Annotated in this window: 27 protein-coding genes, 1 other RNA gene and 1 pseudogene; 17 read left to right on the forward strand and 12 right to left on the reverse strand. The window is 65.5% G+C overall.

What is annotated here, in order from left to right:
* Positions 1-23: 23 nt before the first annotated feature.
* From C7455_RS02260 to C7455_RS02295, 8 genes and pseudogenes are all read left to right on the forward strand, one after another.
* Positions 24-917 (forward strand): LysR family transcriptional regulator, encoded by an 894-nt coding sequence (locus C7455_RS02260; protein ID WP_109664914.1) that lies wholly within the window; start codon positions 24-26, stop codon positions 915-917.
* 83 nt (positions 918-1,000) lie between these two features.
* A complete protein-coding gene (locus tag C7455_RS02265) occupies positions 1,001-1,435 on the forward strand; it encodes a CBS domain-containing protein (RefSeq protein ID WP_109664917.1) in 435 nt (144 codons plus the stop codon).
* Positions 1,436-1,532: 97 nt separating this feature from the next.
* Entirely contained in the window at positions 1,533-2,030 is a 498-nt protein-coding gene (gene coaD / locus C7455_RS02270; RefSeq protein WP_109666096.1) for a pantetheine-phosphate adenylyltransferase, read from the forward strand.
* Positions 2,031-2,052: 22 nt separating this feature from the next.
* Positions 2,053-2,553, forward strand: coding sequence for a peptidylprolyl isomerase (locus C7455_RS02275; protein ID WP_109664921.1), 501 nt, complete (start codon positions 2,053-2,055; stop codon positions 2,551-2,553).
* On the forward strand, positions 2,546-3,127 hold the full coding sequence (locus C7455_RS02280; protein ID WP_109664924.1) for a peptidylprolyl isomerase: 582 nt from the start codon (positions 2,546-2,548) through the stop codon (positions 3,125-3,127). Before C7455_RS02275 ends, C7455_RS02280 begins: the two co-directional genes overlap by 8 nt.
* Before the next feature lie 277 nt (positions 3,128-3,404).
* Positions 3,405-4,235: pseudogene (locus C7455_RS02285) on the forward strand (ABC transporter permease); the annotation flags it as partial.
* Between the two features lie 236 nt (positions 4,236-4,471).
* Positions 4,472-5,278 carry an ABC transporter permease gene (locus C7455_RS02290; protein WP_109666100.1) on the forward strand — a complete coding sequence of 269 codons (807 nt, stop codon included), beginning with the start codon at positions 4,472-4,474 and terminating at the stop codon, positions 5,276-5,278.
* Positions 5,275-6,378 carry an ABC transporter ATP-binding protein gene (locus C7455_RS02295; protein WP_109664927.1) on the forward strand — a complete coding sequence of 368 codons (1,104 nt, stop codon included), beginning with the start codon at positions 5,275-5,277 and terminating at the stop codon, positions 6,376-6,378. Before C7455_RS02290 ends, C7455_RS02295 begins: the two co-directional genes overlap by 4 nt.
* 3 nt (positions 6,379-6,381) lie before the next feature.
* On the opposite strand, the gene C7455_RS02300 is transcribed toward C7455_RS02295, so the two are convergent.
* The 3 genes from C7455_RS02300 to C7455_RS02310 are packed head-to-tail and all read right to left on the reverse strand — an operon-like array spanning position 6,382 to position 9,776.
* The gene (locus tag C7455_RS02300) at positions 6,382-7,743 is read right to left on the reverse strand and encodes a cytochrome P450 (RefSeq protein WP_109664930.1); all 1,362 of its coding nucleotides are present in this window, start codon (positions 7,741-7,743) and stop codon (positions 6,382-6,384) included.
* Entirely contained in the window at positions 7,740-8,978 is a 1,239-nt protein-coding gene (locus C7455_RS02305; protein WP_109666102.1) for a hypothetical protein, read from the reverse strand. Before C7455_RS02305 ends, C7455_RS02300 begins: the two co-directional genes overlap by 4 nt.
* 42 nt (positions 8,979-9,020) lie before the next feature.
* Positions 9,021-9,776: a cytochrome c biogenesis CcdA family protein gene (locus tag C7455_RS02310; protein ID WP_109664933.1), complete on the reverse strand. Its 756-nt coding sequence runs from the start codon at positions 9,774-9,776 to the stop codon at positions 9,021-9,023.
* Positions 9,777-9,833: 57 nt separating this feature from the next.
* Between C7455_RS02310 and C7455_RS02315 the strand changes: the two genes are divergently transcribed.
* Entirely contained in the window at positions 9,834-10,091 is a 258-nt protein-coding gene (locus C7455_RS02315) for a sulfurtransferase TusA family protein (protein ID WP_342767612.1), read from the forward strand.
* A gap of 78 nt (positions 10,092-10,169) precedes the next feature.
* On the opposite strand, the gene C7455_RS02320 is transcribed toward C7455_RS02315, so the two are convergent.
* The 8 genes from C7455_RS02320 to ssrA all read right to left on the reverse strand — a co-directional run bounded on the left by C7455_RS02320 (position 10,170) and on the right by ssrA (position 14,405).
* On the reverse strand, positions 10,170-10,415 hold the full coding sequence (locus C7455_RS02320) for an N-(5'-phosphoribosyl)anthranilate isomerase (RefSeq protein ID WP_109664938.1): 246 nt from the start codon (positions 10,413-10,415) through the stop codon (positions 10,170-10,172).
* 34 nt (positions 10,416-10,449) lie between these two features.
* Positions 10,450-10,671, reverse strand: coding sequence for a ribbon-helix-helix domain-containing protein (locus C7455_RS02325; protein WP_109664941.1), 222 nt, complete (start codon positions 10,669-10,671; stop codon positions 10,450-10,452).
* Positions 10,668-10,856, reverse strand: coding sequence for a DUF4169 family protein (locus tag C7455_RS02330; RefSeq protein ID WP_109664944.1), 189 nt, complete (start codon positions 10,854-10,856; stop codon positions 10,668-10,670). The genes C7455_RS02325 and C7455_RS02330 overlap by 4 nt, the downstream gene beginning before the upstream one ends.
* Positions 10,853-12,244: a class II fumarate hydratase gene (gene fumC, locus C7455_RS02335; RefSeq protein WP_109666104.1), complete on the reverse strand. Its 1,392-nt coding sequence runs from the start codon at positions 12,242-12,244 to the stop codon at positions 10,853-10,855. Before fumC ends, C7455_RS02330 begins: the two co-directional genes overlap by 4 nt.
* 72 nt (positions 12,245-12,316) lie before the next feature.
* Positions 12,317-12,880, reverse strand: a complete 564-nt coding sequence (locus C7455_RS02340; protein ID WP_109664946.1) for a class I SAM-dependent methyltransferase — start codon at positions 12,878-12,880, stop codon at positions 12,317-12,319.
* An 81-nt stretch (positions 12,881-12,961) separates the two neighbouring features.
* Complete coding sequence (locus C7455_RS02345) at positions 12,962-13,438, reverse strand: SspB family protein (protein ID WP_109664950.1); 477 nt, start codon at positions 13,436-13,438, stop codon at positions 12,962-12,964.
* 100 nt (positions 13,439-13,538) lie between these two features.
* Positions 13,539-13,904 (reverse strand): DUF4345 family protein, encoded by a 366-nt coding sequence (locus C7455_RS02350; RefSeq protein ID WP_109664953.1) that lies wholly within the window; start codon positions 13,902-13,904, stop codon positions 13,539-13,541.
* 145 nt (positions 13,905-14,049) lie between these two features.
* Positions 14,050-14,405: a transfer-messenger RNA gene (ssrA, locus tag C7455_RS02355) on the reverse strand.
* A gap of 81 nt (positions 14,406-14,486) precedes the next feature.
* Between ssrA and C7455_RS02360 the strand changes: the two genes are divergently transcribed.
* On the forward strand, positions 14,487-15,698 hold the full coding sequence (locus tag C7455_RS02360; RefSeq protein ID WP_109664956.1) for a GTP-binding protein: 1,212 nt from the start codon (positions 14,487-14,489) through the stop codon (positions 15,696-15,698).
* Entirely contained in the window at positions 15,695-15,961 is a 267-nt protein-coding gene (locus C7455_RS02365; protein ID WP_245904188.1) for a DUF6525 family protein, read from the forward strand. The genes C7455_RS02360 and C7455_RS02365 overlap by 4 nt, the downstream gene beginning before the upstream one ends.
* A gap of 56 nt (positions 15,962-16,017) precedes the next feature.
* Here the strand turns inward: C7455_RS02365 and C7455_RS02370 are convergent, their stop codons facing one another.
* The gene (locus tag C7455_RS02370; protein ID WP_245904189.1) at positions 16,018-17,061 is read right to left on the reverse strand and encodes an ABC transporter substrate-binding protein; all 1,044 of its coding nucleotides are present in this window, start codon (positions 17,059-17,061) and stop codon (positions 16,018-16,020) included.
* Positions 17,062-17,401: 340 nt separating this feature from the next.
* On the opposite strand from C7455_RS02370, the gene C7455_RS02375 reads away from it, so the two are divergent.
* The 6 genes from C7455_RS02375 to guaB all read left to right on the forward strand — a co-directional run bounded on the left by C7455_RS02375 (position 17,402) and on the right by guaB (position 22,786).
* Positions 17,402-18,163, forward strand: a complete 762-nt coding sequence (locus C7455_RS02375) for a DUF2182 domain-containing protein (protein WP_245904190.1) — start codon at positions 17,402-17,404, stop codon at positions 18,161-18,163.
* A 14-nt stretch (positions 18,164-18,177) separates the two neighbouring features.
* Complete coding sequence (locus C7455_RS02380) at positions 18,178-18,870, forward strand: DUF1326 domain-containing protein (RefSeq protein WP_109664962.1); 693 nt, start codon at positions 18,178-18,180, stop codon at positions 18,868-18,870.
* A 4-nt stretch (positions 18,871-18,874) separates the two neighbouring features.
* On the forward strand, positions 18,875-19,390 hold the full coding sequence (locus tag C7455_RS02385) for a DinB family protein (RefSeq protein WP_109664965.1): 516 nt from the start codon (positions 18,875-18,877) through the stop codon (positions 19,388-19,390).
* A gap of 61 nt (positions 19,391-19,451) precedes the next feature.
* Complete coding sequence (acuI, locus tag C7455_RS02390; protein WP_109664968.1) at positions 19,452-20,444, forward strand: acryloyl-CoA reductase; 993 nt, start codon at positions 19,452-19,454, stop codon at positions 20,442-20,444.
* Positions 20,445-20,531: 87 nt separating this feature from the next.
* The gene (locus C7455_RS02395) at positions 20,532-21,248 is read left to right on the forward strand and encodes an RlmE family RNA methyltransferase (protein ID WP_109664971.1); all 717 of its coding nucleotides are present in this window, start codon (positions 20,532-20,534) and stop codon (positions 21,246-21,248) included.
* A gap of 83 nt (positions 21,249-21,331) precedes the next feature.
* Positions 21,332-22,786 carry an IMP dehydrogenase gene (gene guaB / locus C7455_RS02400; RefSeq protein ID WP_109664973.1) on the forward strand — a complete coding sequence of 485 codons (1,455 nt, stop codon included), beginning with the start codon at positions 21,332-21,334 and terminating at the stop codon, positions 22,784-22,786.

Below are 22,786 nucleotides of genomic sequence, written 5' to 3' on the forward strand. Positions count from 1 at the left end.
TTGCGTTTTTGCAAAGGGGTGCCATGAACTGGGACGATCTGCGGGTGTTTCTGGCGGTGGCGCGCGCCGAGGGGCTTTCGGGGGCGGCGCGCGGATTGCGGCTTGACCCGGCGACGGCGGGTCGCCGCATCGCGCGGCTGGAACGCAGCCTTGGCGCGGTCCTGTTTGCCAAGTCGCCACAGGGCTACACCCTGACGGAGGCCGGTCAACGCCTGTTGCCGCGCGCCGAGGCGGCTGAACTGGCGCTGGCCGCGGGGCAGGATGATGGCGGCGCGGACGGGGCCGGGCGGCTGACGGGCACGATCCGTATCGGCGCGCCGGACGGGTGCGCCAATTACCTCTTGCCGCAGGTCTGCGCGGCCATCGGGGCGGACAACCCAGATCTCGACATCCAGATCCTTGCGCTGCCCCGTGTGGTGAATCTGTCGCGGCGCGAGGCGGATCTGGCGATCACCGTTTCTGCTCCCGTTACACAACGGTTACGGGCCGAAAAACTGTCGGATTACCGCCTGTCGCTTGCCGCCAGCCGCGGGTGGTTGGCCGCGAACGGCGTGCCGGACAGTCCCGACGCGCTGCGTGGAGCGCGGATGATCGGCTATATTCCCGACATGATCTTTGACGCGGAGCTGGATTATCTTGCGGCCTTCGGCGTGACGCGGGTACCGCTGGCCTCGAACGCGGTGTCGGTGCAGCTCAACCTTGCGCGGGCGGGGGCGGGGCTGGCCATCGTCCATGATTTCGCGCTGCCCTTCGCACCCGATCTGGTGCGCGTGTTGCCCGACCGGGTGCGGCTGACCCGCACCTTCTGGCTGGTGATCCATGCCGGACCCCGCGATGCGCGGCTGGATCGGTTCACCACGCTTTTGCGCGACGGGATGCGGGCCGAGATCGCGCGGCAAGAAGCACTTGCCACCTGAAGCAGGTCGTTTCGCTTGACAGATCAACCCATGCGGGTGGACGCTGACCCCCAGGGATGGAGAAGAGAAAAGGGAGGCAGAGCATGCTGGTGCAGCAGATTCTGAATTCGAAGGCAGATGCCATCGTGGTCACCATCGCGCCCGGCACCAATATAGGGCAGGCGGCTCTGGTGCTGGCGGAGCGCCGGATCGGGGCGGTCGTGGTCTCGCCCGACGGCAGCCATGTGGCGGGCATCTTGTCGGAACGCGATATCGTGCGCGCATTGGCGGCGCGCGGGGCCGGATGCATGGCAGATGGCGTGGATACCGTGATGACGACCGATATCGTGACCTGCGCGCGCACCGACAAATCCGACGCCGTTCTGGCAATGATGACCGAGGGCCGGTTCCGTCACCTTCCGGTCGTCGAGGATGGCGTGATGATCGGCCTGATCTCCATCGGGGATGTGGTCAAGGCGCAACTGTCCGAACTGTCGATGGAGAAGGAAGCGCTCGAGGGCATGATCAAGGGGTTCTGATCGCCCGACATGCCCCCTGCGACGTGCCGGGGGGTTGCATCGGCGCGCGCCCGGTGATTGGGTCGCGCCGCGAGACACGGACCGGCAGGGGCAGGCGATGCGGACAGGGCTATACCCGGGCACATTCGACCCGATCACCTTGGGGCATATCGACATCATCAAGCGGGCCTGCACGCTGGTCGACCGGCTGGTGATCGGTGTGGCCATCAACCGCGACAAGGGCCCGCTGTTTTCCCTTGAGGAACGCGTGGCAATGGTCGAGGCGGAATGCAAACGCCTGTGCGACGGCAAGGACGTCGAGATCGTGGTCCACCCGTTCGAGAACCTGCTGATCGATTGCGCGCGCGACGTGGGGGCCTCGATCATCATCCGCGGGCTGCGCGCGGTTGCCGATTTCGAATATGAATACCAGATGGTCGGGATGAACCGCAAACTCGACCACACCATCGACACCGTCTTCCTGATGGCCGAGGCCGACAGGCAGGCCATCGCGTCGAAGCTGGTCAAGGAAATCGCGCGGCTTCAGGGCGACGTGACACCCTTCGTCACGCCCGCGGTTCGCACCGCGCTTTACGCGAAATATCCCAGAAACTGAAGACTTACAGGAGGCTTGGCACATGGCCGAGATCAAGGACCCCGAGAACACGATCCTGATGGAGCTGAAAGGCGGCACCGTCGTCATCGAGCTGATCCCGGGCGTGGCCCCCAAGCATTCCGAGCGGATGAAGGAACTGGCCCGCGCGGGGTCCTATGACGGGGTGATCTTTCACCGCGTGATCGAGGGGTTCATGGCGCAGACGGGCGATGTGGAACACGGGAAAGAGGGCGGCAACATCCGCCGCGCGGGCACCGGCGGATCGGACAAGCCCGACCTGCCGGCAGAGTTTTCCAAGCTGCCCCATGACCGCGGAACGCTTGGCGCCGCGCGGTCCTCGAACCCCAACTCGGCCAACAGCCAGTTCTTCATCAACTTTTCCGACAATCATTTCCTGAACGGGCAATACACCGTCTATGGTCGGGTGATCTCGGGCATGGAACATGTCGACGCCATCACGAAGGGCGAGCCGCCGGCCAACCCCGACAAGATGATCTCGGTCAAGGTGGCCGCCGATGTGTAAGGGCTGGCTTGTCGCGGCGCTCATCGCCGCCGCGCCGGGGGCGGCATCGGCCACCGGCCTCGAGATCGATATCGCGGGCGAGGCCGGCGGCACGATCGTGATCGACCTGTTCGAGGATGTGGCGCCGCTACATGTGGAGCGGATCGTGACGCTGGCGGGCGAGGGCGCCTATGACGACGTCGTCTTTCACCGGGTGATCGACGGTTTCATGGCGCAGACCGGCGATGTGGAGTTCGGCCGGATGGGGCAGGACATGCGCTATGCCGGGCGCGGCGGATCGGGCTACCCCGACCTTCCCGCCGAGTTTTCGGATATCACCTTCGATCGGGGTGTGATCGGGATGGCGCGCAGCCAGAGCCCGGACAGCGCCAATTCGCAATTCTTCATCATGTTCGCGCCGGGCGCGTTTCTCGACGGGCAATACACCGTCGTGGGGCAGGTCGTCCAAGGCATGGAAGTGGTCGACGCGATCAAGCGCGGACGGGGTCAGAATGGTGCGGTGATCGGTGAGCCGGACCGGATGGTGCGCCTGCGCGTGCGGGATGATGACCCGGTCGCGCCGCCGGGCAACTGATCTTGCGGCGCCCCGGGACTGAGCGCCGGGGGCGCTGCCCCGTTGCCATTGTCCGTCGGACCAAAGGCGGTTCATTGGCGACGCCCGGAGCATTTGGAAAGCAAAGATGACGGCAGAGCCCGTCACGGCCGCCTCTTATCCGGGCAAGGGCCGTATGTGGCGGGCAAAGGCGCAGGTCGCTTTTGCAAACCGCTTGCGGGTGGGCGTGAAATCCGCAACTTGTGCGGCGATCGGGCGTTAGACGGGTGGGGTTCGGGTGAGCGGAAGTCTGGCCAAGATGATGCGTAGCGACGCAGGCAAGGGTCTGACGCTTGTCAGCCCGACCCTGATCTATGCGCTCTTGTTGCTGGCTGCACCCTTGGCCAGCATCGTCTTGCTGAGTTTCTGGACCCAGTTGGCCACGGTCGCGGGTCAGGCGCAGTTCGACCGCACGCTTCAGTTGTCCAACTACCGCGAGGCTCTGACCGATCCGCTTTATCGCGCGCTGATGCTGCGGTCGCTGCGCATCTCTGGCATGGTGATGCTGGTGACGGTCGTGCTTGCCTTTCCGGTGGCCTATTTCATCTCGTTCCACGTCCGGCCCGACCGCAAGTCGCTGTGGCTGTTCCTGATCACGATCCCCTTTTGGACCAGCTACCTGATCCGTGTATTCCTGTGGCGGGTGATCTTGGCCTACGACGGGCCGGTCAACAGCGGGCTCCTCGCGCTTGGCGTGATCGACGAGCCGCTGGGGTGGATCCTCTACAACGCCAATTCCGTGGTCATCACGCTGGCCCATGCCTATGCACCCTTCGCGATTCTGCCGATCTTCGTGGCGCTGGAAAAGATCGACCGCTCTTTGCTGGAGGCGGCGCGGGATCTGGGCGAGAGCAAGGCCATGACCTTTTTGCGGGTGACGCTGCCGCTGGCGATGCCCGGCGTTCTGGCGGCGGTGCTGATCGTCTTCATCCCCACCATCGGCGATTACGTCACGCCGCAACTGGTGGGCGGATCGGGCGGCACGATGATCGCCAACAATATTCATGCGCAGATCTTTGCCCTCAACGACCGGCCGATGGGCGCGACGCTGGCGGTGCTGGCCATGCTGATCGTGGCCATGGTGCTGCTCTGGGGCATCGCGCGGGCGCGCTTCTGGCTCTGGCTGATGGACCGTGCGGGGGGCGGGTTTGCGGGCATCGGGCTGGCCCTCGCGGTCGCCGTGGCCGAGATCACCGTGATCCGGGTGGCCTTTTCCCAAGGGCCGGCGCTGATCGGGGCCGGGGCGTCGGTCATCGCATTGCTGCTGGTGGCGACGGCGCTATCGGCCTTCATCTTGTGGCGCCTGCCCAAGGGGAGGTGGGGGATTTGAGGCTCAACCTTCTGGCCATTTTCGCTGCCGTCTACCTGTTGGTGCTCTATGCGCCGATCGTGTTGTTGCCGCTCTTCGCCTTCAACGACGGGACCGTGATCGCCTTTCCTCTCAGGGGCTTCACGACGCAGTGGTTCGCGGCGCTGCTTGACACGCCGGCGCTGCATCAAGCGACCTTCAATTCGCTCGTGATCGCCGTCTCGACCGCGATCTTTGCCACGATCCTCGGGCTTTTCGCGGCCCGCGCCGCCACGCGCTACGGCTTTCCGGCCAAGGCGGGGATCATCGGCTTCATCATGCTGCCGCTGGTCTTGCCCGAGGTGATCGTGGCGATCTCGCTTCTGATCGTGCTGATGCAGCTGGGGCTCAACAGCGGCACGTGGTCGATCATCGCGGGCCACACGCTGATCTGTACGCCCTTTGCCATCGCCATCTTGCAGGGCAGTTTCGCCAACATGGACCGCAGTCTGGAGGAGGCGGCGGTGGATCTGGGGGAAACCGCGTGGTCGACCTTCCGGCTCATCACCTTGCCGCTGGTCAGCCCGGGCATCATCGCGTCGCTGCTGATCTGTTTCACCATCTCGCTGGACGAGTTCATCATCGCCTTTTTCCTTTCGGGCAACGAGCCGACGCTGCCGGTCTATCTCTGGGGGCAGTTGCGCTTTCCGGCGCGCCTGCCGGTGGTGATGGCGCTTGGCACGATCCTTGTCATCTTGTCTGTCCTGCTGCTTGTCGTTGCCGAAACCTTCCGCCGCCGTGGTTTGAAACGTGCGGGCCTGAAAGACACCGGAGGCTTCCTGTGAGCCAGAAAACCCCCATCGTCACGCTGACCGGCGTGCAGAAATACTACGGCGACTATCACGCGCTGCGCGGGATCACGGCCGAGATCGGGCAGGGTGAGTTCTTTTCGCTGCTCGGCCCCTCGGGCTGCGGCAAGACCACGCTTCTGCGCTCCATCGCTGGGTTCGAGGATCTGTCCGAGGGGCAGTTGTTGCTGGATGGACGCGACATGGAGGGGGTGCCGCCGAACAAGCGGCCGACCAACATGGTGTTCCAGTCCTACGCGATTTTCCCGCATATGAATGTTGCCGAAAACGTGGGCTTCGGCCTGCGCCGGTCCTCGATGTCGACCGAGGAAAAACGTCGGGCCGTGGGTGAGGCGCTGGAGATGGTGGGGCTGGGCAAGTTCGGGGCGCGCGCGGCCCATGCACTCTCGGGCGGGCAGCGGCAGCGGGTGGCGCTGGCGCGCGCGCTGATCATGAAGCCCAAGGTGCTGCTGCTCGATGAGCCTTTGTCGGCGCTCGACAAGAAGATGCGCGAGGTGATGCAGGTCGAACTGATCCGCCTGCAGCGAGAGGTTGGCATCACCTTCATCCTCGTCACCCATGACCAGGAAGAAGCGCTGGTGATGTCGGACCGCATCGCCGTGATGTTCGAGGGCGAAATCGCACAACTGGCCGATCCCGAGACGCTTTACCGCCGCCCCAATTCGCGCCGCGTGGCGGAATTCATCGGGATGATGAACTTCCTGCCCGCGACCGTGTTGCCCACGGGGCCGGGCGGCGGGCGCGTCGCACTTGAGGTCGCGGGTCTTGGCCGCGCCGAGCTGGAGACGGCGCAATGCCCCGGAGGTGCCGCCATCGGTGAGGCCGAGATCGGGTTGCGCCCGGAAAGCCTCACCGTGCTTTACGAAGGTCAGAGTGCGGAGGGTGGCCGTGAGGCAGAAGGCACGGTGCGCGAGGTCGTTTATTACGGCGACATGACCTATTACGACATCTTGATCGACGGCGCGCCATCGCCGGTGCGGGTGTCGATGCGAAACATGCCCGGCCGGCGCGTGCTGGATTTCGGCGCGCGGGCAAGGCTGGCCTGGGACCCGCGGGCGATGGTGCTGTTTTGCTGAAGGCTAGCGGCGCGTCACGGTGAGCCAGATGCCGTCCCTGGCCCTGACCGTCAAATAGGCGACAGGGACAGGAACGCGGTCGGCCACGGTCTCGAACTTAAAGGCGCGCACCAGCATCGCCAGCAAGAGCGGCCCCTCGACCATGGCGAAGCCCGCCCCTGTGCAGACCCGGGCGCCCGCCGAGAAGGGGATGAAGGCCTCGCGCAGGCAGGTCTTGCCGTTTTCGGTCTGAAACCGCGCGGGGTCAAAGCCGTCGGGATTGTCCCAGAGCCGCTCGTGCCGGTGCAGGTGCCAAGGCGAGAGGACAATCTGCGCGGCACGCGGCAAGGTCCGGTTGCGGAACTGCTCGGGTCTTGTCGTTTCGCGCACCATCATGGGCACGGGCGGATAAAGCCGCAGCGTCTCACGGAAGATGTCGCGCGCAAGGCGCAGCTTGCCCATGACGGCGAAATCGGGGCCTTGGGCCAAGGCTGTCTCGGCCTCTTTTGCCAGCCTGTCTTGCCACTCCGGGTAGCGCGCCAGAAGGTAGAGCGCCCAGCCAAGCGCGGAGGCGCTGGTCTCGTGACCCGCCAGAAAGAAGATCGCAACCTGATCGACCATCTCCTCGGTGGTGAAGCGCGCGCCGGTCTGGGGATCGGCGGTGGTCATGATCTTGGTCGCCAGATCGTCCGGTGCTGTGCCCGCCGCGATGGCCGCCATGCGGTCGGCGGTCAACTGGGTGATGAGCGCGCGGATCGCCATGGCGGTGCGGCGCGTCTCGGCCCGGTGGCCGCGGGGCATCCAGCCGGGTAGGGGGATGAAGGCGGCCGCGTTCAAGATGGGTTGGGTGCGTTGATAGGCGCGGAACTGGTGGAACACCTGCGCTGCGATCTCGTCCTCGATCGGCAGGGAAAACAGCGTTCGGAATATGACGTCGGCGGCGGCATGGCTCATGTCCTCCTCGACCTCGCGTGGGCCGGGGGCAATGCGCGCCACCGCGGCCTCGCCTGCCGCCCACATGGCGGGAAAGGTGTCGCGCAGGCGGCCGCCCTCGAAGGCGGGGTCGATGATGCGGCGTTGCCGCTGCCATTCGGCGCCATTGGTGAGAAACACCGAACGTCCCAAAAGCGGCCTCAGCCCCTCTCCCACGCGGTCGGATTTGGGGAAATCCATAGGGCGGGCCTTGAGCACCTCGTCGATCAGCGCGGGCTGGTTGATCAGGTAGCTGCGGAAGAACGGCGTGCGGAATTCCGCCATCCACGCCCGGTAGAGCCGCGCGGGCTGGGCCGACAAGATGTCTTGCCGAAAGAGCCGCATGTAGCGCCAGAGCGAGACGCGATCAGCGCGGGCGGGCGGTTTCGGGGGCAGGTCGGGCGCGTGGGTCATGCGGCCACGCCCGTGTGCCGGTTCACGGCGCGTTCGATCCGGCTCTTCGAGGGCGCGCGGGTCGCAAAGCGCGCGCCCAGCGTCAGGGGGCCGGCCGTGATGCGGAAGTAATCGTAGTCGTCGGGGCGGCCCGGCAGGTTGTCGAAAGCGTTGAGGTACTGGAAATGCAGCTCGAAGAGCCGCCAGCGCAGCGCTGTCTGGGTTTCGGGTTTCAGCGTCTGCGTGAAGGCCGCCGAGATCACGAGCGGCCAGCGCTTGCCCGGCGGTGCCACGCCCGAGACCGCCACAGGGTCGCACAGCGCAAAGGCGCAGCCATCGCCGGGAGCGGTCACATCGACCCAAGCGACGGTCTGCGCGCTGAGATAGGCCAGATCGGCGCGCAGGCGGGTGGCGCGTGGCAAGAAGCTGACCATCGGCACCACATGGCCAAGCGTGAGCAGCGACAGCGTGGGGCCATCCGCGGGCACCCGCCCCGCCCGGATCAGATCGGCCAGCACCGAGATGGCGATGTAGGCCCCCGAGGAATGACCGACGACCAGCACCTCGTTCACGTCGCTGGCAAGTGCTGTGGCGATGCGGTCGGCGAACAGGGCCATCCGCGCCTCTTGCTCAGGCGGGTAGGCACCGCCGTGGCGGGAGGAGAAGGCGTAATCCTTCATCAGATACCAAGCGTAAAGGTGATCGCGCCGCGCGCACCAGCGCAGGAAGAGCCAGACAGCGGCGATGAACGCGAGGGTGCGGATCGCGGCGGCAAGCATAGTGGGCAGGGCAAGCCCGGCAACGGCAACAAGCCAAACCACCACGGCCCCCAGCGCGGCGCCCGCCAGCAGGGCCAGCACAAGCTGCCCCAGAAGGACCAGAACAGGGTAGAGCGCGGCGATCACCGGCCCTTTCCTCAGCCGCATCAGCCGGAACAGCGCGCCCGATCCGACATAGGCCCAGGCCGTGCGTGCCAGCGCCAGATAGGTCGCAAGGATGCCGCCCTTCATGCCCGCCTGCACGATATCGGCCCAGTACAGCACCTCGAGCCCCGTGGTGACCTCGGCCCCTTCGATCCGGGCGGTTACCCCCCAGCCGAAACGCGCGCCCTGCGGGGCCACGCCCTTGTCGATCTCGTAGCCCGACAGCGCCGCTTGACGCGCCGCCTCGCGCCGGTAGCGTTCTCGGTAGGCACGCGGCGGCACCGGGTCAAAGCCGGGGATGTAGAAGACATGCCTGCGCGTCACCTGCGTCATGGGGCGCAGCATAGCGGGCGATTGCGGCGGGTATAGGGCCTGTCAGCCGAGCGCGCCAAGTGCGGGAAAGGTTTCCAGGAGCCAGAAGGAAAAGGCCGAAAAAGCCCCGGTGATCAGCGCCACCCCGACCGCGACCAGCAAAAGGCCCATGATCCGTTCGATCGTCTTCATGTGGCGCTTCATGCGCCCCATGATGCCCATCGCCCGGTCGATGAAGGCGGCCGCCAGCAAGAAAGGGATGCCCAGACCCACGGCATAGACGGCCAAAAGCGTGGTGCCGCGCGTCACGCTGGCCTCCATCGCCGCAATGGACAGGATCGCGCCAAGCTGCGGGCCGATGCAGGGCGTCCAGCCAAAGGCGAAGGCAAGGCCCAGAACATAGGCGCCCAAGGCCGAGCCGCCCCGGTCGCCCGCATCCAGCCGTGCCTCGCGGTTGAGGATCGGGATGGTGATGACGCCCAGAAAATGCAGGCCGAAGACGATGATGACGGCGCCCGCGATCTGTCCCAGCAGGATTTGGTTTTGCAAGAAGAACTGGCCGAAGATCGAGGCGGTGAAGCCAAGGAAGACGAACACCGTCGACAGCCCCAGCACAAAGAACAGGGCCGCCGCCAGCGCCTTGCGCCGGGCCGCGCGCGTGTCGCCGTCGATCTCGGCCATGGTGATGCCGCCCATATAGGCAAGGTAGGGCGGCACGATCGGCAGGACGCAGGGGCTCAGAAAGCTCAAGATTCCCGCGGCGAAGGCCACGAGCATCGCAGGCAAAAGGCTGGCGTCAAAGAGGTCGATCCCGAACATGGGTTTGGGTCTAGCCGGTTCGATGCGGGGCGTCACGCGCCAACGCGTCACATTCGCGTGGCTTTTCGCGCGGCGTATCGCAAGCGCATGGAATGGGATGTGGAAATCGACGCGCAGGGGCTGAAATGCCCGCTTCCGGTCTTGCGGCTGAGGCAAAAGCTTGCCGTGTTGCGGCCGGGGCAGGTGGTGCGGTTGGTGGTCGACGACCCGATGGCCGAGATCGACGTGCCGCATTTCTGCGCGGAAGGTGGGCACCGGTTGGTGGGGCAGGGCGTCGAGGGGCGGGGGGCAGTGTTCTTCGTGGCCAAGGGGTAGTTGCGGGAGTTTTGCTGCAGCAAAACGCAACGGAAACCTGCAGTTTTCCGAAACGCGAAACTGCAGTTTCGCGACGCCTCAGTCGGATTTGCGTGGGCGCAGGATACGCACGGGGTCTTGATTGCAGAAGATGATGATCTGACCCGCGTTCTCGATCGCGCGAAACCCCCTTCGATAGACCTCGGAAATGAAGGCATCGCGTCCGATGTAGCGGTCCACATCGCGGGCGGCCCGTCTAATGACCTTTCCGTCGCGGACAAGGTGCGACTTGAACACATCCTGAAGAAAAGCCTCGGGCGAGGTATTTGGGGGCAATCGGTCCATGCCCCACCTTTTCCCGATTCCGGTTAACGCCGCCCTAACGCCCCGCCTTGACCGCTTCGAGCACATGCACCCGGATCGCCGCCGCCAGACCCGAGGTCACGCCGCGGCCCCCGTCGATTTCGGCCACCAGCTCGTTGACGGATTTGCCCTGCGCCTCGGCCAGCCGCTGCAATTCGGTCCAGAAGGCATCTTCCAGCGATACGCTGGTGCGGTGCCCGCGCAGGGTCAGCGAATGTTTCCGCGGCCGGCCGGTCATTCCTCCGCGTCCTCGCGGCGGTGGGCGTCCAGATGTCGGGCGGCCTTGTCGGCAGCCTGTGCCTGCGTCGCGCGCTCGGCCTTGGTCAAACCGAACTTCGCGGCATTGGCATCGGCCTTTTGCCGCTTGTCATCCCGCGCGCGGGTCTTGCGCGCGCGGGTCAGGTTGACCACCTTTCCGGTCATGACGGGCCGATCATGTCCTCGGGGCGGACCACGCGGTCAAAGGTTTCCGCGTCGACAAAGCCAAGCGCGATCGCCTCTTCGCGCAGAGTCGTGCCGTTCTTGTGCGCGGTCTTTGCGACCTTGGTGGCGTTGTCATAGCCAATGGTGGGTGCAAGCGCCGTCACCAGCATCAGGCTTTCCCGCATCAGCTTGCCGATCCGCTCGACATTGGCCTCGGTCCCCTCCAGCATCCTGAGCGTGAAGCTGTCGGCGGCATGGCCCAAAAGCGTCATGGATTGCAGCAGGTTGTAGGCCATCATCGGATTGTAGACATTCAGCTCAAAGTGACCCTGCGACCCGGCAAAGGAAATCGCCGCGTCATTGCCAAGGATATGGGCGCAGACCTGCGTCATGGCCTCGGCCTGCGTCGGGTTCACCTTGCCCGGCATGATGGAACTGCCCGGCTCGTTTTCGGGCAGGATCAGCTCGCCCAGACCCGAGCGCGGGCCGGAACCCAGAAACCGCATGTCATTGGCGATCTTGTAGCAGGCCATTGCAACCGTCTTGACCGCGCCCGACATGAAGACCATCGCGTCATGGGCGGCCAGCGCCTCGAACTTGTTGGGTGCGGTAACGAAGGGCAGGCCGGTGATCTCGGCGATCTTGGCCGCGACCGTGGTATCCCAGCCCTTTTCGGTGTTGAGCCCGGTGCCCACGGCGGTGCCGCCTTGGGCCAGCTCGTAGATGCCGGGCAGCGCCAGCTTGATGCGCGCGATGCCGTTGCGGATCTGCATGGCGTAGCCCGAAAACTCCTGCCCCAAGGTCAGGGGCGTTGCGTCTTGCGTATGGGTGCGGCCGATCTTGATGATGTCGCGGAACGCCTCGGCCTTGGCCTCAAGCCCCTCGGCCAGTTTCTCGAGCCCCGGGATGAGTACCTCGTGGCAGGTGACGGCGGCGGCAATGTGCATGGCGGTCGGGAAGGTGTCGTTCGACGACTGGCCCATGTTGCAATGGTCATTGGGGTGGACCGGCGTCTTGGAGCCGATCACGCCGCCCAGCATCTCGATGGCGCGATTGGAAATCACCTCGTTCGCGTTCATGTTCGACTGCGTGCCCGAGCCCGTCTGCCAGACGACCAGAGGGAAATGATCGTCGAGCTTGCCCTCGATCACCTCTTGCGCGGCGGCGATCATCGCGTCGGCAAGCGGCGCGTCCAGCTTGCCGCTGGCCTTGTTCACCTCGGCGCAGGCGCGTTTGATGACGCCCAGCGCGCGCACGATGGCCACGGGCTGTTTCTCCCAGCCGATTGGGAAATTCATGATGGAGCGCTGCGTCTGCGCGCCCCAATAGCGGTCGGCTGGCACTTCGAGCGGTCCGAAACTGTCGGATTCTGTGCGAGTGGCTGTCATCTTGGTCCCTCCGGTATGCCGTTGCATGCCGTTTATCGCCGCGCTGCGCGGCCTGCAATGCGCCCGCGTGCCTCAGTGTGCGGTTCTGGTGAAGCGATAGACCCGGGCGGGCGGCATGTTCCACCAAATCTTGTGCGAAACGGTCCACTGAAGGTCCAGTTCCTCGCGCACGGCGCGCGCGACGGGGGGCTTGGGGCCATAGGTGAACTGCACATAGCTGCCGCCCGGGCGGACGCGCTGGAAGGTGCCGGTCAGGATGTCGCGTTGCAAGCCCAAGGGCATCGACAAGAGCGGCAGGCCCGAGACCACGGCCTGCGCATCGTTCACGGCCAAGCTGCCGACCTCGCCCGCGCTCATCTGATGGACGTTCAGGCGTGGAAAGCGGGCGCGCAGGCGGTCGCAGAACTCGGGGTTCATCTCGATGGAATGAAGGTCTTCTTGCGCCACGCCGCGGTCCAGAATGGCCTGCGTGATGTTGCCCGTGCCCGCGCCCAGCTCGATCACGGGGCCCGCCGCAGGGTCGATCCGCGCCACCATCTCGGCACAGAGGAACCGCGAGGAGGGAGCAAGGGCCACGACCTGATGCGGGCGGCGCAAGAGCTGCCCCATGAAGAGGGAGAAATCGCTGGACGCCATGGGATTAAATGCCTGACAGGGACGCAATTGCGGGCAGTTCTACCCGGTCACGGGCCCGGGGCAAGCCCCCGTATGGCACGCTCAGTGGTTCTTTCGGAACGTGTCCAGCCGGACAACCTCGGCGTCATGGGGTTTAGGGCGCGCGTCGCGGTCGGTCGGGCCTTGCGGTTCATCATCAGGGTCGATCTCGGGGCCCTCGGTGCGCTCGAACCGCAGGCCGAATTCGACAGAAGGGTCGACGAAGGTACGGATCGCATCGAAGGGAATGCGCAAGGCCTCGGGGTTGTCGCCGAAATTGAGGACGATGGAAAATCCGTCGTCATCCACCGCCAGCCCATCACACCAGTGCTGGATCACGATGGTCATTTCCTCGGGGTAGCGGTCGCGCAACCAATCTGCCAGCCCGACGCCCTCGGCGGTGGTATCGAAGGTGATGAAGAAATGGTGATCGCCCGGCAGGCCCGTGCGCGCCACGTCCGACAGGACCCGCTGAATCAAGCCACGCATGGCATGATGCATCAGACGGCCATAGGCGATGGAGGCGGTTCGGTCGGTCATGTTCGGCAGGGCATCCCTGTAAGGTGCCCTCACCATAGAAGATTCGTTTCGATTTGTAAGACGTGCAGCGCAGCCAAAGGGAAGGCCTGTGCGACCTCCCTCAGGCAGCCGGCAGATTGGCGAGGATCAGCCATGCCGCAAGGGCCGCCTCGCAGCCGAAAAAGGTCCAGCTTTGGCGGCTTGCAGCGTTGTCGCGGAAGATCGAGGTGACCCGTCCGGTCGCGGCTCCGGCATAGGCAAGGCCTACGACAACCCATGCCAGCGGCTGGTCCAGCACCATCGCGCCGAGGCCGAGACCCACGAACAAGCATCCCGACGCGGCAGAGACCTCGGTATAGGCCATGTTCGACGGGCCCGCCTTCATGTCCAGAACCTCCATCGTCCAGCGCGGCGCGAGCCAGCCCATCAGGCCAAGCGCCACCGTCAGGATCGCGGCCGCGAAGTTGATGTAGTCGATGGCGGTCATGTCGGTCCTTTCGGGGGCGCTTGTAACGGTCCAATGCCCCTTTAACGAGGAGCGGGCGGGATCGGATCACTTGCGCGTGAAAAAATGACGCTGACCAACCGTGGCGAGCGGACCTGGGGGTCAAGGAGGGCTTGGAAAGGGGTAAAGTGCAGGCTTCTGTTGCCAGGTGCCTGCGAACCCCGCCTTACGCTGCTAGGCGCAAGGGCTTAGTTTCGGCGACTTAAGCAGCTTACGCTGCCAGAGCCATTGCCGGAGCACGGTTGTCATTTGCAACTGTACGTTTCGGACCGATAACGGTGGTACCTCACCGGGACAAAGCATAACCCCTTTAGACGTTCGTCGATCCTGTTTCGGCCCCATGATCCGCAAATGACGGATGTTTGGTGGAGCCGCCGGGTACCGCCCCCGGGTCCGAGCCGCGTATTACGAGCGCGTTTATGTCCATAGTCCCGTTGCCGGAACATACCATAGATACGCGGGGCGGACGCGGAATTCAAGGCTCGGTCCATCGCGGCGGCCGGGGCTTGTCAGGGTGTTATGTGATAATATAACATTTCCTCGCACATCAGCGAGGATAACCCCATGCCGCATTCACAGACCGCCGATCCGCGCCTGCCCGTTACCGTCCTGTCGGGCTTTCTGGGGGCTGGAAAGACCACGCTTCTCAACCGTGTCTTGCAAAACCGCGAGGGGCGGCGGGTGGCCGTCATTGTCAACGACATGTCCGAGGTGAACATCGACGCCGATCTGGTGCGCGCCGAGGGTGGGCTGACCCGCACCGACGAGACGCTGGTCGAGATGTCGAACGGCTGCATCTGCTGCACCTTGCGCGACGATCTGCTGGTCGAGGTGCGCCGCTTGGCCGAGAGCGGGCAGTTCGACGCGCTGCTGATCGAATCAACCGGCGTGTCCGAACCCCTGCCGGTCGCCACCACCTTCGATTTCCGCGATGCGGCGGGCGCCAGCCTGTCTGATGTGGCGCGTCTCGACACGATGGTGACGGTGGTCGATGCGGTGAACCTGCTGCGTGACTATTCTAGCCATGATTTCCTCGCCGATCGCGGCGAGACGGCGGGAGATGAGGATACCCGCACGCTGGTCCATCTGCTGACCGATCAGATCGAGTTCGCCGATGTGGTCGTGCTCAACAAGGTGACGGATGCTGGCCCCGAGCGGGTCGACGCCGCGCGCAAGATCATCCGCAGCCTCAACGCCGATGCCCGAATCCTCGAGACCGACCAGTCGGACGTGCCGGTTTCCGCCATCCTTGACACCGGACTGTTCGATTTCGACCGGGCGCAAGACCACCCGATGTGGGCGAAAGAGCTTTACGGTTTTGCCGACCACACCCCCGAGACCGAGGAATACGGCGTCGCCTCCTTCGTCTACCGCGCCCGCAGGCCCTTTGACCCGCGGGCCATCCATGATGTCCTGACCGGCGATCTGCCCGGCGTGATCCGCGCCAAGGGGCATTTCTGGATGGCGACGCGCCCCAATTGGGTGGCCGAGTTCAGCCTTGCGGGCGCTTTGTCGAGTGTCAGGCCCTTGGGCACATGGTGGGCGGCGGTGCCACAGGATCGCTGGTCCGATCATGGTCCGGCGCGCGACTACATCGCCCGGCACTGGGTGGAGCCTTGGGGCGACCGGCGGCAAGAACTGGTGTTCATCGGGGCAGGGATCGACTGGCCCGCGCTCAAGGCGCGGCTTGACGCCTGTCTTCTGCCCGAAGGGCGCGAGACGGCGCGCCTGTCCGACCCGTTCCCGGTCTGGCGCGTGGCCGAGGCTGCGGCGTGAGGCGGGGGGCCAACCTTGGCGCCACGGTGCTCAGGACGCGGCGGCGCGCGCTCGATCCGATGCGGGCCTATGACGCGCTGCCAGCCGACCTCAGGTTCTGGCTGCAAGACGCCGCCCGACCATGGTCGCCCGTCACCTGTCTGAGGCTCTGGCGCAGGGTGATGGCCGAGGAAGGCTGCCCCGCGCGTGCGCGGGCACGTCTGGACCGGATCGAGGCGGCGACGCTGGCGCGCGACCACCTTCGGGACCCCGGCCTTGCCTGAAACGGAAACGGGCGCCCCAATTGGGGCGCCCGTCTCGTGTCCTGTGTCGCAAGAGATCAGAAGCCGGCCTTGATCCGTTCGAAGGCTTCGGCCTGACGTTCGCGCTGCTCGTCCGACAGCGGCAACTGCGCCAGCAGCGGCACGGTGACCTCGCCCAGACCGGCGGCTTCCAGTGCCTCGGCACCCAGCGACTGCAGGGCGGCGTCATTGGCAGTGCCGAACCCGTTCAGCAGCATCGGCATGGCCGACACTTCGGCATGCATCGCGTTGACGAAATCATAGGCCTGATCTTCGGAGCCTTGCCCTTCGGCCATGTTCACGTAACCGCAGAGCCAGACACTGGAGCCTTCGGCAGTGTTGCGCTGGAACCCGACCGGGAACCCTTCGTCGGCGAGTGCCACCGGCACCTCGTTCCAGGCCCAAGCGGCCAGAACCTGCCCCGAGGCCATCAGCTGTGCGATCTCGGCGGGGTCGACCCAGTAGTTGAGCAGGTTGCCATGCACCTCGCGCAGCCATGCCGATGCGGCCTCGAACTGTTCGTCGGTCGCATTGGCCCAGTTGGTGACGCCGGTGGCCAGATAGGCCAATGCATAGGCGTCATCGACATTGTCGGGGATCGACAGGCGACCGGCATAGGCGGGGTTGGTGAAGATCGACAGGCTGGCGACATCTTCGGCCGGGACCTGATCCGCGTTGTAGGCCACGGCGGTCGAGCCGAAATCAGTCGGCAGGAAATACAGGTCTGCCGTGCCCGCCAGCACATCTTGATCGACGAGCGATGCGTTCAGAGTCCCATAGGCGGCGATGCGGGTGCGGTCCCACGGCTCGATGATGCCCGAGGCCTGCCAGCGCGGCACGGAGCCCGCGCAGATATGGGTCACATCCGACCGGAACCCGGCGAGCAGGCGTTGGAACGCCTCGTCCTCGTCGCCGAAGAACACGAACTCCGGTGATGCGCCGTGGGTTTCGATGAAGGGCTGGTGAAACTCCGGGTTTTCGAACCCGGAATAGTCGAACACCAGCAGGTCTTGGGCCTGCGCGAAGGTGGGCGCGGCGAGCGCGAAGGCGAGGGCCGTGCCAAGGGCGGTGCGATGTGTCAAGATTGTTCGATCCCTGTTGGAGTGCGTTTCGGGGGTCAGAGCAGGGTTATAGGTAAGGTGGCGTTTTCCCTTCGACAAGGGAATTCTCAGAGCTTCTGCCGAGGAGTGAGGGGTATGGCGGGCCAGGCTGGATTTCCGGGCGGAATGTCGATTTTCGCCTTCACGCTGCGCTGCATGGCGATGCCTTTTGCCCCTTCCGTCGTTGGCAAGATCCGGAGCGGCAGCGTCGTGACGCAAGACGGGCTCCGCGCGGCGCGCGCGCCTTTTTCGTTTGTCAGGCCCTTGGGGGTCTGACACCGTTTCCCCTCGACCGACCGAGTCGCCGGGGAGGGCGGCCGCCATGATCGCCACCCGCATCCGCCTGATGGGCCGTCCGCACTGGCTTGGCCTTTACGCCATGATCCTTGTGGGTTGGACGGCCCTTTATGGCATGGCGCTGCCCGCCGATCTGCGCGCGGCGGGGGCGGTCTACGGTCTTGACTTGCTGGCCGCGCTTTGCGCGGCATTGCCCGATGCGGCGGGCTTCGGCGGGCTGGTGGCGATGTGGTCCGTCATGTCGGCGGCCATGATGCTGCCCACGACCCTGCCGGCGCTTGCGACCTATGACGATCTGGCCAGCGCCGGGGCCGAGACGCGGTTTTCGCATCTGGTGGCGGGCTATCTGGCGGTCTGGCTGGGGTTTTCGGTGCTGGCGGCAACGGCGCAGATGGCGCTGTTCTTGATCGGCTTGCTTGATCCGTTCGGCACCAGCCTGTCGCGGGGCCTGTCGGCGGGGTTGCTGGCGCTGGCTGGCCTTTACCAGCTCACGCCGCTGAAGGAGGCCTGCCTGTCGAAATGCCGCGCGCCGATGATGTTTTTTCTGCAGCACTGGGACGAGGGGCCATGGCGCAACGGGCTCAGGCTGGGGGCGGTCTGTCTGGGCTGCTGCTGGGCCTTGATGCTGCTGGCCTTCGTCGGCGGCGTGATGAACCTTGCCTTCATGGGGGTTGCCACGGTCATGATGGCGCTGGAAAAACTGCCGATGCTCGGGCGCTGGCTGACGCGGCCCATGGGGGTGGGTCTGCTGGCTGCGGCCGCGCTGACCCTTGCAACGGGATCTTGAGGAGGAGGACGGACATGGCCAGCGACCGCATCACCACGGCAGTGCCGATCGACAACCGCGCCGCGGGCGCGCGGAAATCCGGGCAGGGCACGGTTGATTGGGCCATCAAGGGCGAGTTGATCCTGAATTGCAACTGCACCGTCTTTTGCCCCTGCGTGGTCTCGCTGGGCCTACACCCGCCGACCGAGGGGCATTGCCAGACTTGGGGCGGCGTGCGCATCGACAGCGGGCATTATGGCGGCACCGACCTGTCGGGGCTCAACATCGGGCTCTTGATCGAGATCCCCGGCATGATGAGCCGCGGCAACTGGAAGGTGGCGCTTTACATCGACGACCGCGCCAGCGAGGCCGCCTACAACGGCCTGCTCGACATCTTCTCGGGCAAGGCAAAGGGCACCACGGGCCTGTTCAACGTGCTGGTGGGCGAGGTGATCGGCGTCGAACGCCAGCCCGTGCGCTACGAAACCGAGGGCAAGACCCGTCGCATCACCGTCGGCCGCCAGATCGAGGGCGTGGTGCACCCGGTCGAGGGCAAGAACCCGGAGGAAGATATCGTGATCCGTAACACCAAATACTGGATGGGGCCCGACATCACGGTTGCGACCGCGACCAAGGGCCGGGTGCGCGCGCATGGCAGGGTCTGGGATTTCCATGGCCGGTCGGCCGAGATATGCCAGATCGACTGGTCCGGACCGGGAAAGGGGTGAGGGCATGATCACGCCCGGATATTGCCAAACCATGGCGCGCTACAACGCCTGGCAGAACCAGTCGATCTTTACCGCGGCCAACGCCCTGACGGACACCGCGCGCGAGCAAGATCGCGGGGTCTTCTTCGGCTCGATCCGCCGCACGCTGAGCCATCTGATGTGGGGCGATCTGATGTGGATGTCGCGTTTCGAGGGCGGCGAGGGCCCCAGGGGCGGCATCGCGGCATCGCCCGACCGGTTCGACTGGACCACGCTGATGGCCGAGCGCCCCAAGCTTGACGCGCGCATCGCGGGTTGGGCCTGGATGGTGACGCCCGAGGAACTGGCAGGCGAGTTGTCCTGGTATTCGGGGGCGCTGGGGCGGGACCTGACGAAACCCTATGCGCTGTGCGTCATGCATGTCTTCAACCACCAGACCCATCACCGCGGGCAGGTCCATGCGATGCTGACCGCGGCCGGCGCGCGCCCCGATGACACCGATCTGCCCTTCATGCCGGACGAGATTGCGGAATGGCGGTAGATATATAAATCAAGGATTTGTGCGATGATCATCGCGCAACACATGAAGACGAGGGGGCGAGATGACATTCCGTGCATTGGTGGTGGAGAAAGATGAGGCCGGGACGACCTCGGCCTCGGTACAGGTGCTCGAAGACAGCCGCCTGCCCGACGGCGATGTGACCGTCGCGGTGGAGTATTCCACACTCAACTACAAGGACGGTCTCTGTCTGGGGTCGGGCGGCGGTTTGGTCAGGACCTACCCGCATGTGCCCGGTATCGATTTCGCGGGCACTGTCGAGACCTCGGATGATCCGCGCTATAGCCCCGGCGACAAGGTGGTGCTGACCGGCTGGCGCGTGGGCGAGACGCATTGGGGCGGCCATGCCGAAAAGGCCCGCGTCAGGGCCGATTGGCTGGTGCCCTTGCCCGAGGGGCTGACCACGCGGGCCGCGATGGCGGTCGGCACGGCGGGCTTCACTGCGATGCTGGCGGTGATGGCGCTGGAGGATCATGGGCTGAAGCCCGGCACCGGCGAAGTGTTGGTGACCGGGGCGGCAGGCGGCGTGGGTTCGGTCGCCACGGCGATCCTTGCCCATCTTGGCCATGAGGTTGCCGCCGTCACGGGGCGCCCCGAGCAGGAGGACTATCTGCGCGGTCTTGGGGCCAGCCGCATCGTGCCACGCACCGATCTGGCAGAAACCGTAAAGCGCCCGCTCGAGGCAGAGACATGGGCGGGATGCGTCGATGCGGTGGGCGGGGCGATGCTGGCGCGTGTGCTGGGGCAGATGAAATACGGCGCCTCGGTCGCGGCCGTGGGTCTTGCGGGGGGCGCGGGCCTGCCTGCCACCGTGATCCCTTTCTTGCTGCGGGGCGTGAATCTTCTGGGCATCGACAGCGTGATGCAGCCGTTCGACAATCGGCTGCGCGCCTGGGACCGCATCGCGCGGGATCTGCCGATGGACCGGGTCGAGGCGATGATCGTGCCCGCCACATTGGCGGATCTGCCGGATCTGGGCAGGGCTATCCTGAAGGGCGAGGTGCGCGGTCGGGTCGTGGTCGACGTGCGGGCCTGAGCCGCGGCGCATTGACCGGGCCGCCCCTTTCGTGTTTGGCGTCGCGTCTGCATATTTGTGGAAAGATGAAGCGGGGCGCGGAACATCATGGTCAAGACGCCAAGCGGCAAGAACATCAGCGGACGCGGCCAGCGCGAGTTGCGCGCCAAGGTCAAGACCGCGCGCGGGCGCAAGCTGAGCTCGACGCTCTGGTTGGAGCGGCAGTTGAACGACCCATACGTTCAGCGCGCAAAGCGCGAGGGCTACCGCGGACGCGCGGCCTACAAGATCATGGAACTGGACGACAAGTACCGTTTCCTCGTGCCGGGGGCCCGGGTGGTCGATCTGGGCTGTGCGCCCGGTGGCTGGTGCCAGGTCGCGGTGCCCCGCATCAATGCGCTGGGGGAAAAATCGGGCAAGGCGGTGGGGCGCATCATCGGCGTCGATCTGCAGGCGGTCGATCCCATCCCGGGGGCCGAGCTGCATGTGCTCGATTTCATGGAAGATGGTGCCGACGAGAAGGTGAAGACCTGGCTCGGCGGGCGGGCCGATGTGGTGATGAGCGACATGGCGGCCTCGGCCTCGGGGCACAAGCAGACGGATCACAACCGGATCGTGGCGCTGTGCGAGGCGGCGGCGGCGCTGGCCTTCGACGTGCTGGAACCGGGCGGAACCTTCGTCGCCAAGGTGCTGGCGGGGGGCGCCGAAACCGGGTTGCAGACGCTGCTCAAGCAGCGTTTCGACAAGGTGGCGAACGTGAAGCCGCCCGCAAGCCGCTCGGACAGTTCCGAGAAATTCGTGGTGGCGACGGGCTTTCGCGGCTGACCCCCAGATTTCGGTCTTTTCTTCGCGCCCGACCCATGGGATAGGGCCACGGCAACGCAATCCCCGACCTTGAGGAGGCTCCGATGGAGATTCGCGAAGCATATACCTTTGACGATGTGCTGCTTGTCCCCGGCGCAAGCTCGGTGCTGCCCTCGACGGCCGACACGCGGACCTTGGTGACCAAGTCCATCTCGCTCAACATCCCGCTCCTGTCCTCGGCCATGGACACGGTCACGGAAGGGCGCATGGCCATCGCCATGGCGCAAGCGGGCGGCATGGGCGTGATCCACCGCAATCTCGACACCGAGGCGCAGGCCCGCGAGGTGCGGCGCGTCAAACGGTTCGAGAGCGGGATCGTCTACAGCCCCGTCACGCTGACCCCCGACCAGACGCTGGCCGATGCGCGCGCGCTGATGGAGAGGTACGGCTTCACCGGGTTCCCGGTGGTCGATGATCAGCGCAGAGTTCTGGGGATCGTGACCAACCGCGACATGCGCTTTGCCGAACGCGATGATACGCCGGTGCGGGTGATGATGACGACCGATAATCTTGCCATCCTGCGCGAACCGGCCGACCGGGGGCAGGCAATCAGCCTGATGAAGGCGCGGCGGATCGAAAAGTTGTTGGTGACGGATGCGGAGGGCAAGCTGACGGGCCTTCTGACACTGAAGGATACGGAACGTGCTGTCCTGAACCCGCAGGCTTGCAAGGACGAGCTGGGGCGGCTGAGGGTGGCGGCGGCGACGACCGTGGGTGATGCGGGTTTCGAGCGGTCCGAGGCGCTGATCGATGCGGGCTGCGACCTGATCGTGATCGACACCGCGCATGGGCATTCCGAGGGCGTGGCGCGCGCGGTCGAACGGGTCAAGCGGTTGTCGAACACCGTTCAGGTCGTAGCGGGCAACGTGGCGACCGGTGAGGCGACGCGCGCGCTGATCGGTGCCGGGGCGGATGCGGTCAAGGTCGGCATCGGGCCGGGCTCGATCTGCACCACGCGGATCGTGGCGGGCGTGGGCGTGCCGCAGCTGACCGCGATCATGGATTGCGCCGAGGCCGCGGCGGCCACCGGCACGCCGGTGATCGCCGATGGTGGCATCAAGTATTCCGGCGATTTCGCCAAGGCGATCGCGGCGGGCGCGCATTGCGCCATGGTGGGCAGCATGATCGCGGGTACCGACGAAAGCCCCGGCGAGGTGATCTTGTACCAGGGGCGCAGCTTCAAGAGCTACCGCGGCATGGGCAGCCTTGGCGCCATGGCGCGGGGATCGGCGGATCGGTATTTCCAGAAAGATGCGGCCTCCGACAAGCTGGTGCCCGAGGGGATCGAGGGGCAGGTGCCCTACAAGGGATCGGCGGGCGCGGTGATCCATCAGTTGGTGGGAGGCTTGCGCGCGGCCATGGGCTATACCGGCTGCGCCACGATCGAGGAGATGCGGTCGAACTGTGCCTTTGTCCGGATCACCGGGGCGGGGTTGAAGGAATCCCATGTGCATGATGTGACCATCACCCGCGAAAGCCCGAATTATCGTTTGGGATGA

Origin of the sequence: Roseicyclus mahoneyensis (assembly GCF_003148775.1) — a bacterium.
In the GTDB taxonomy this organism is placed as follows: Bacteria; Pseudomonadota; Alphaproteobacteria; order Rhodobacterales; family Rhodobacteraceae; genus Roseicyclus; species Roseicyclus mahoneyensis.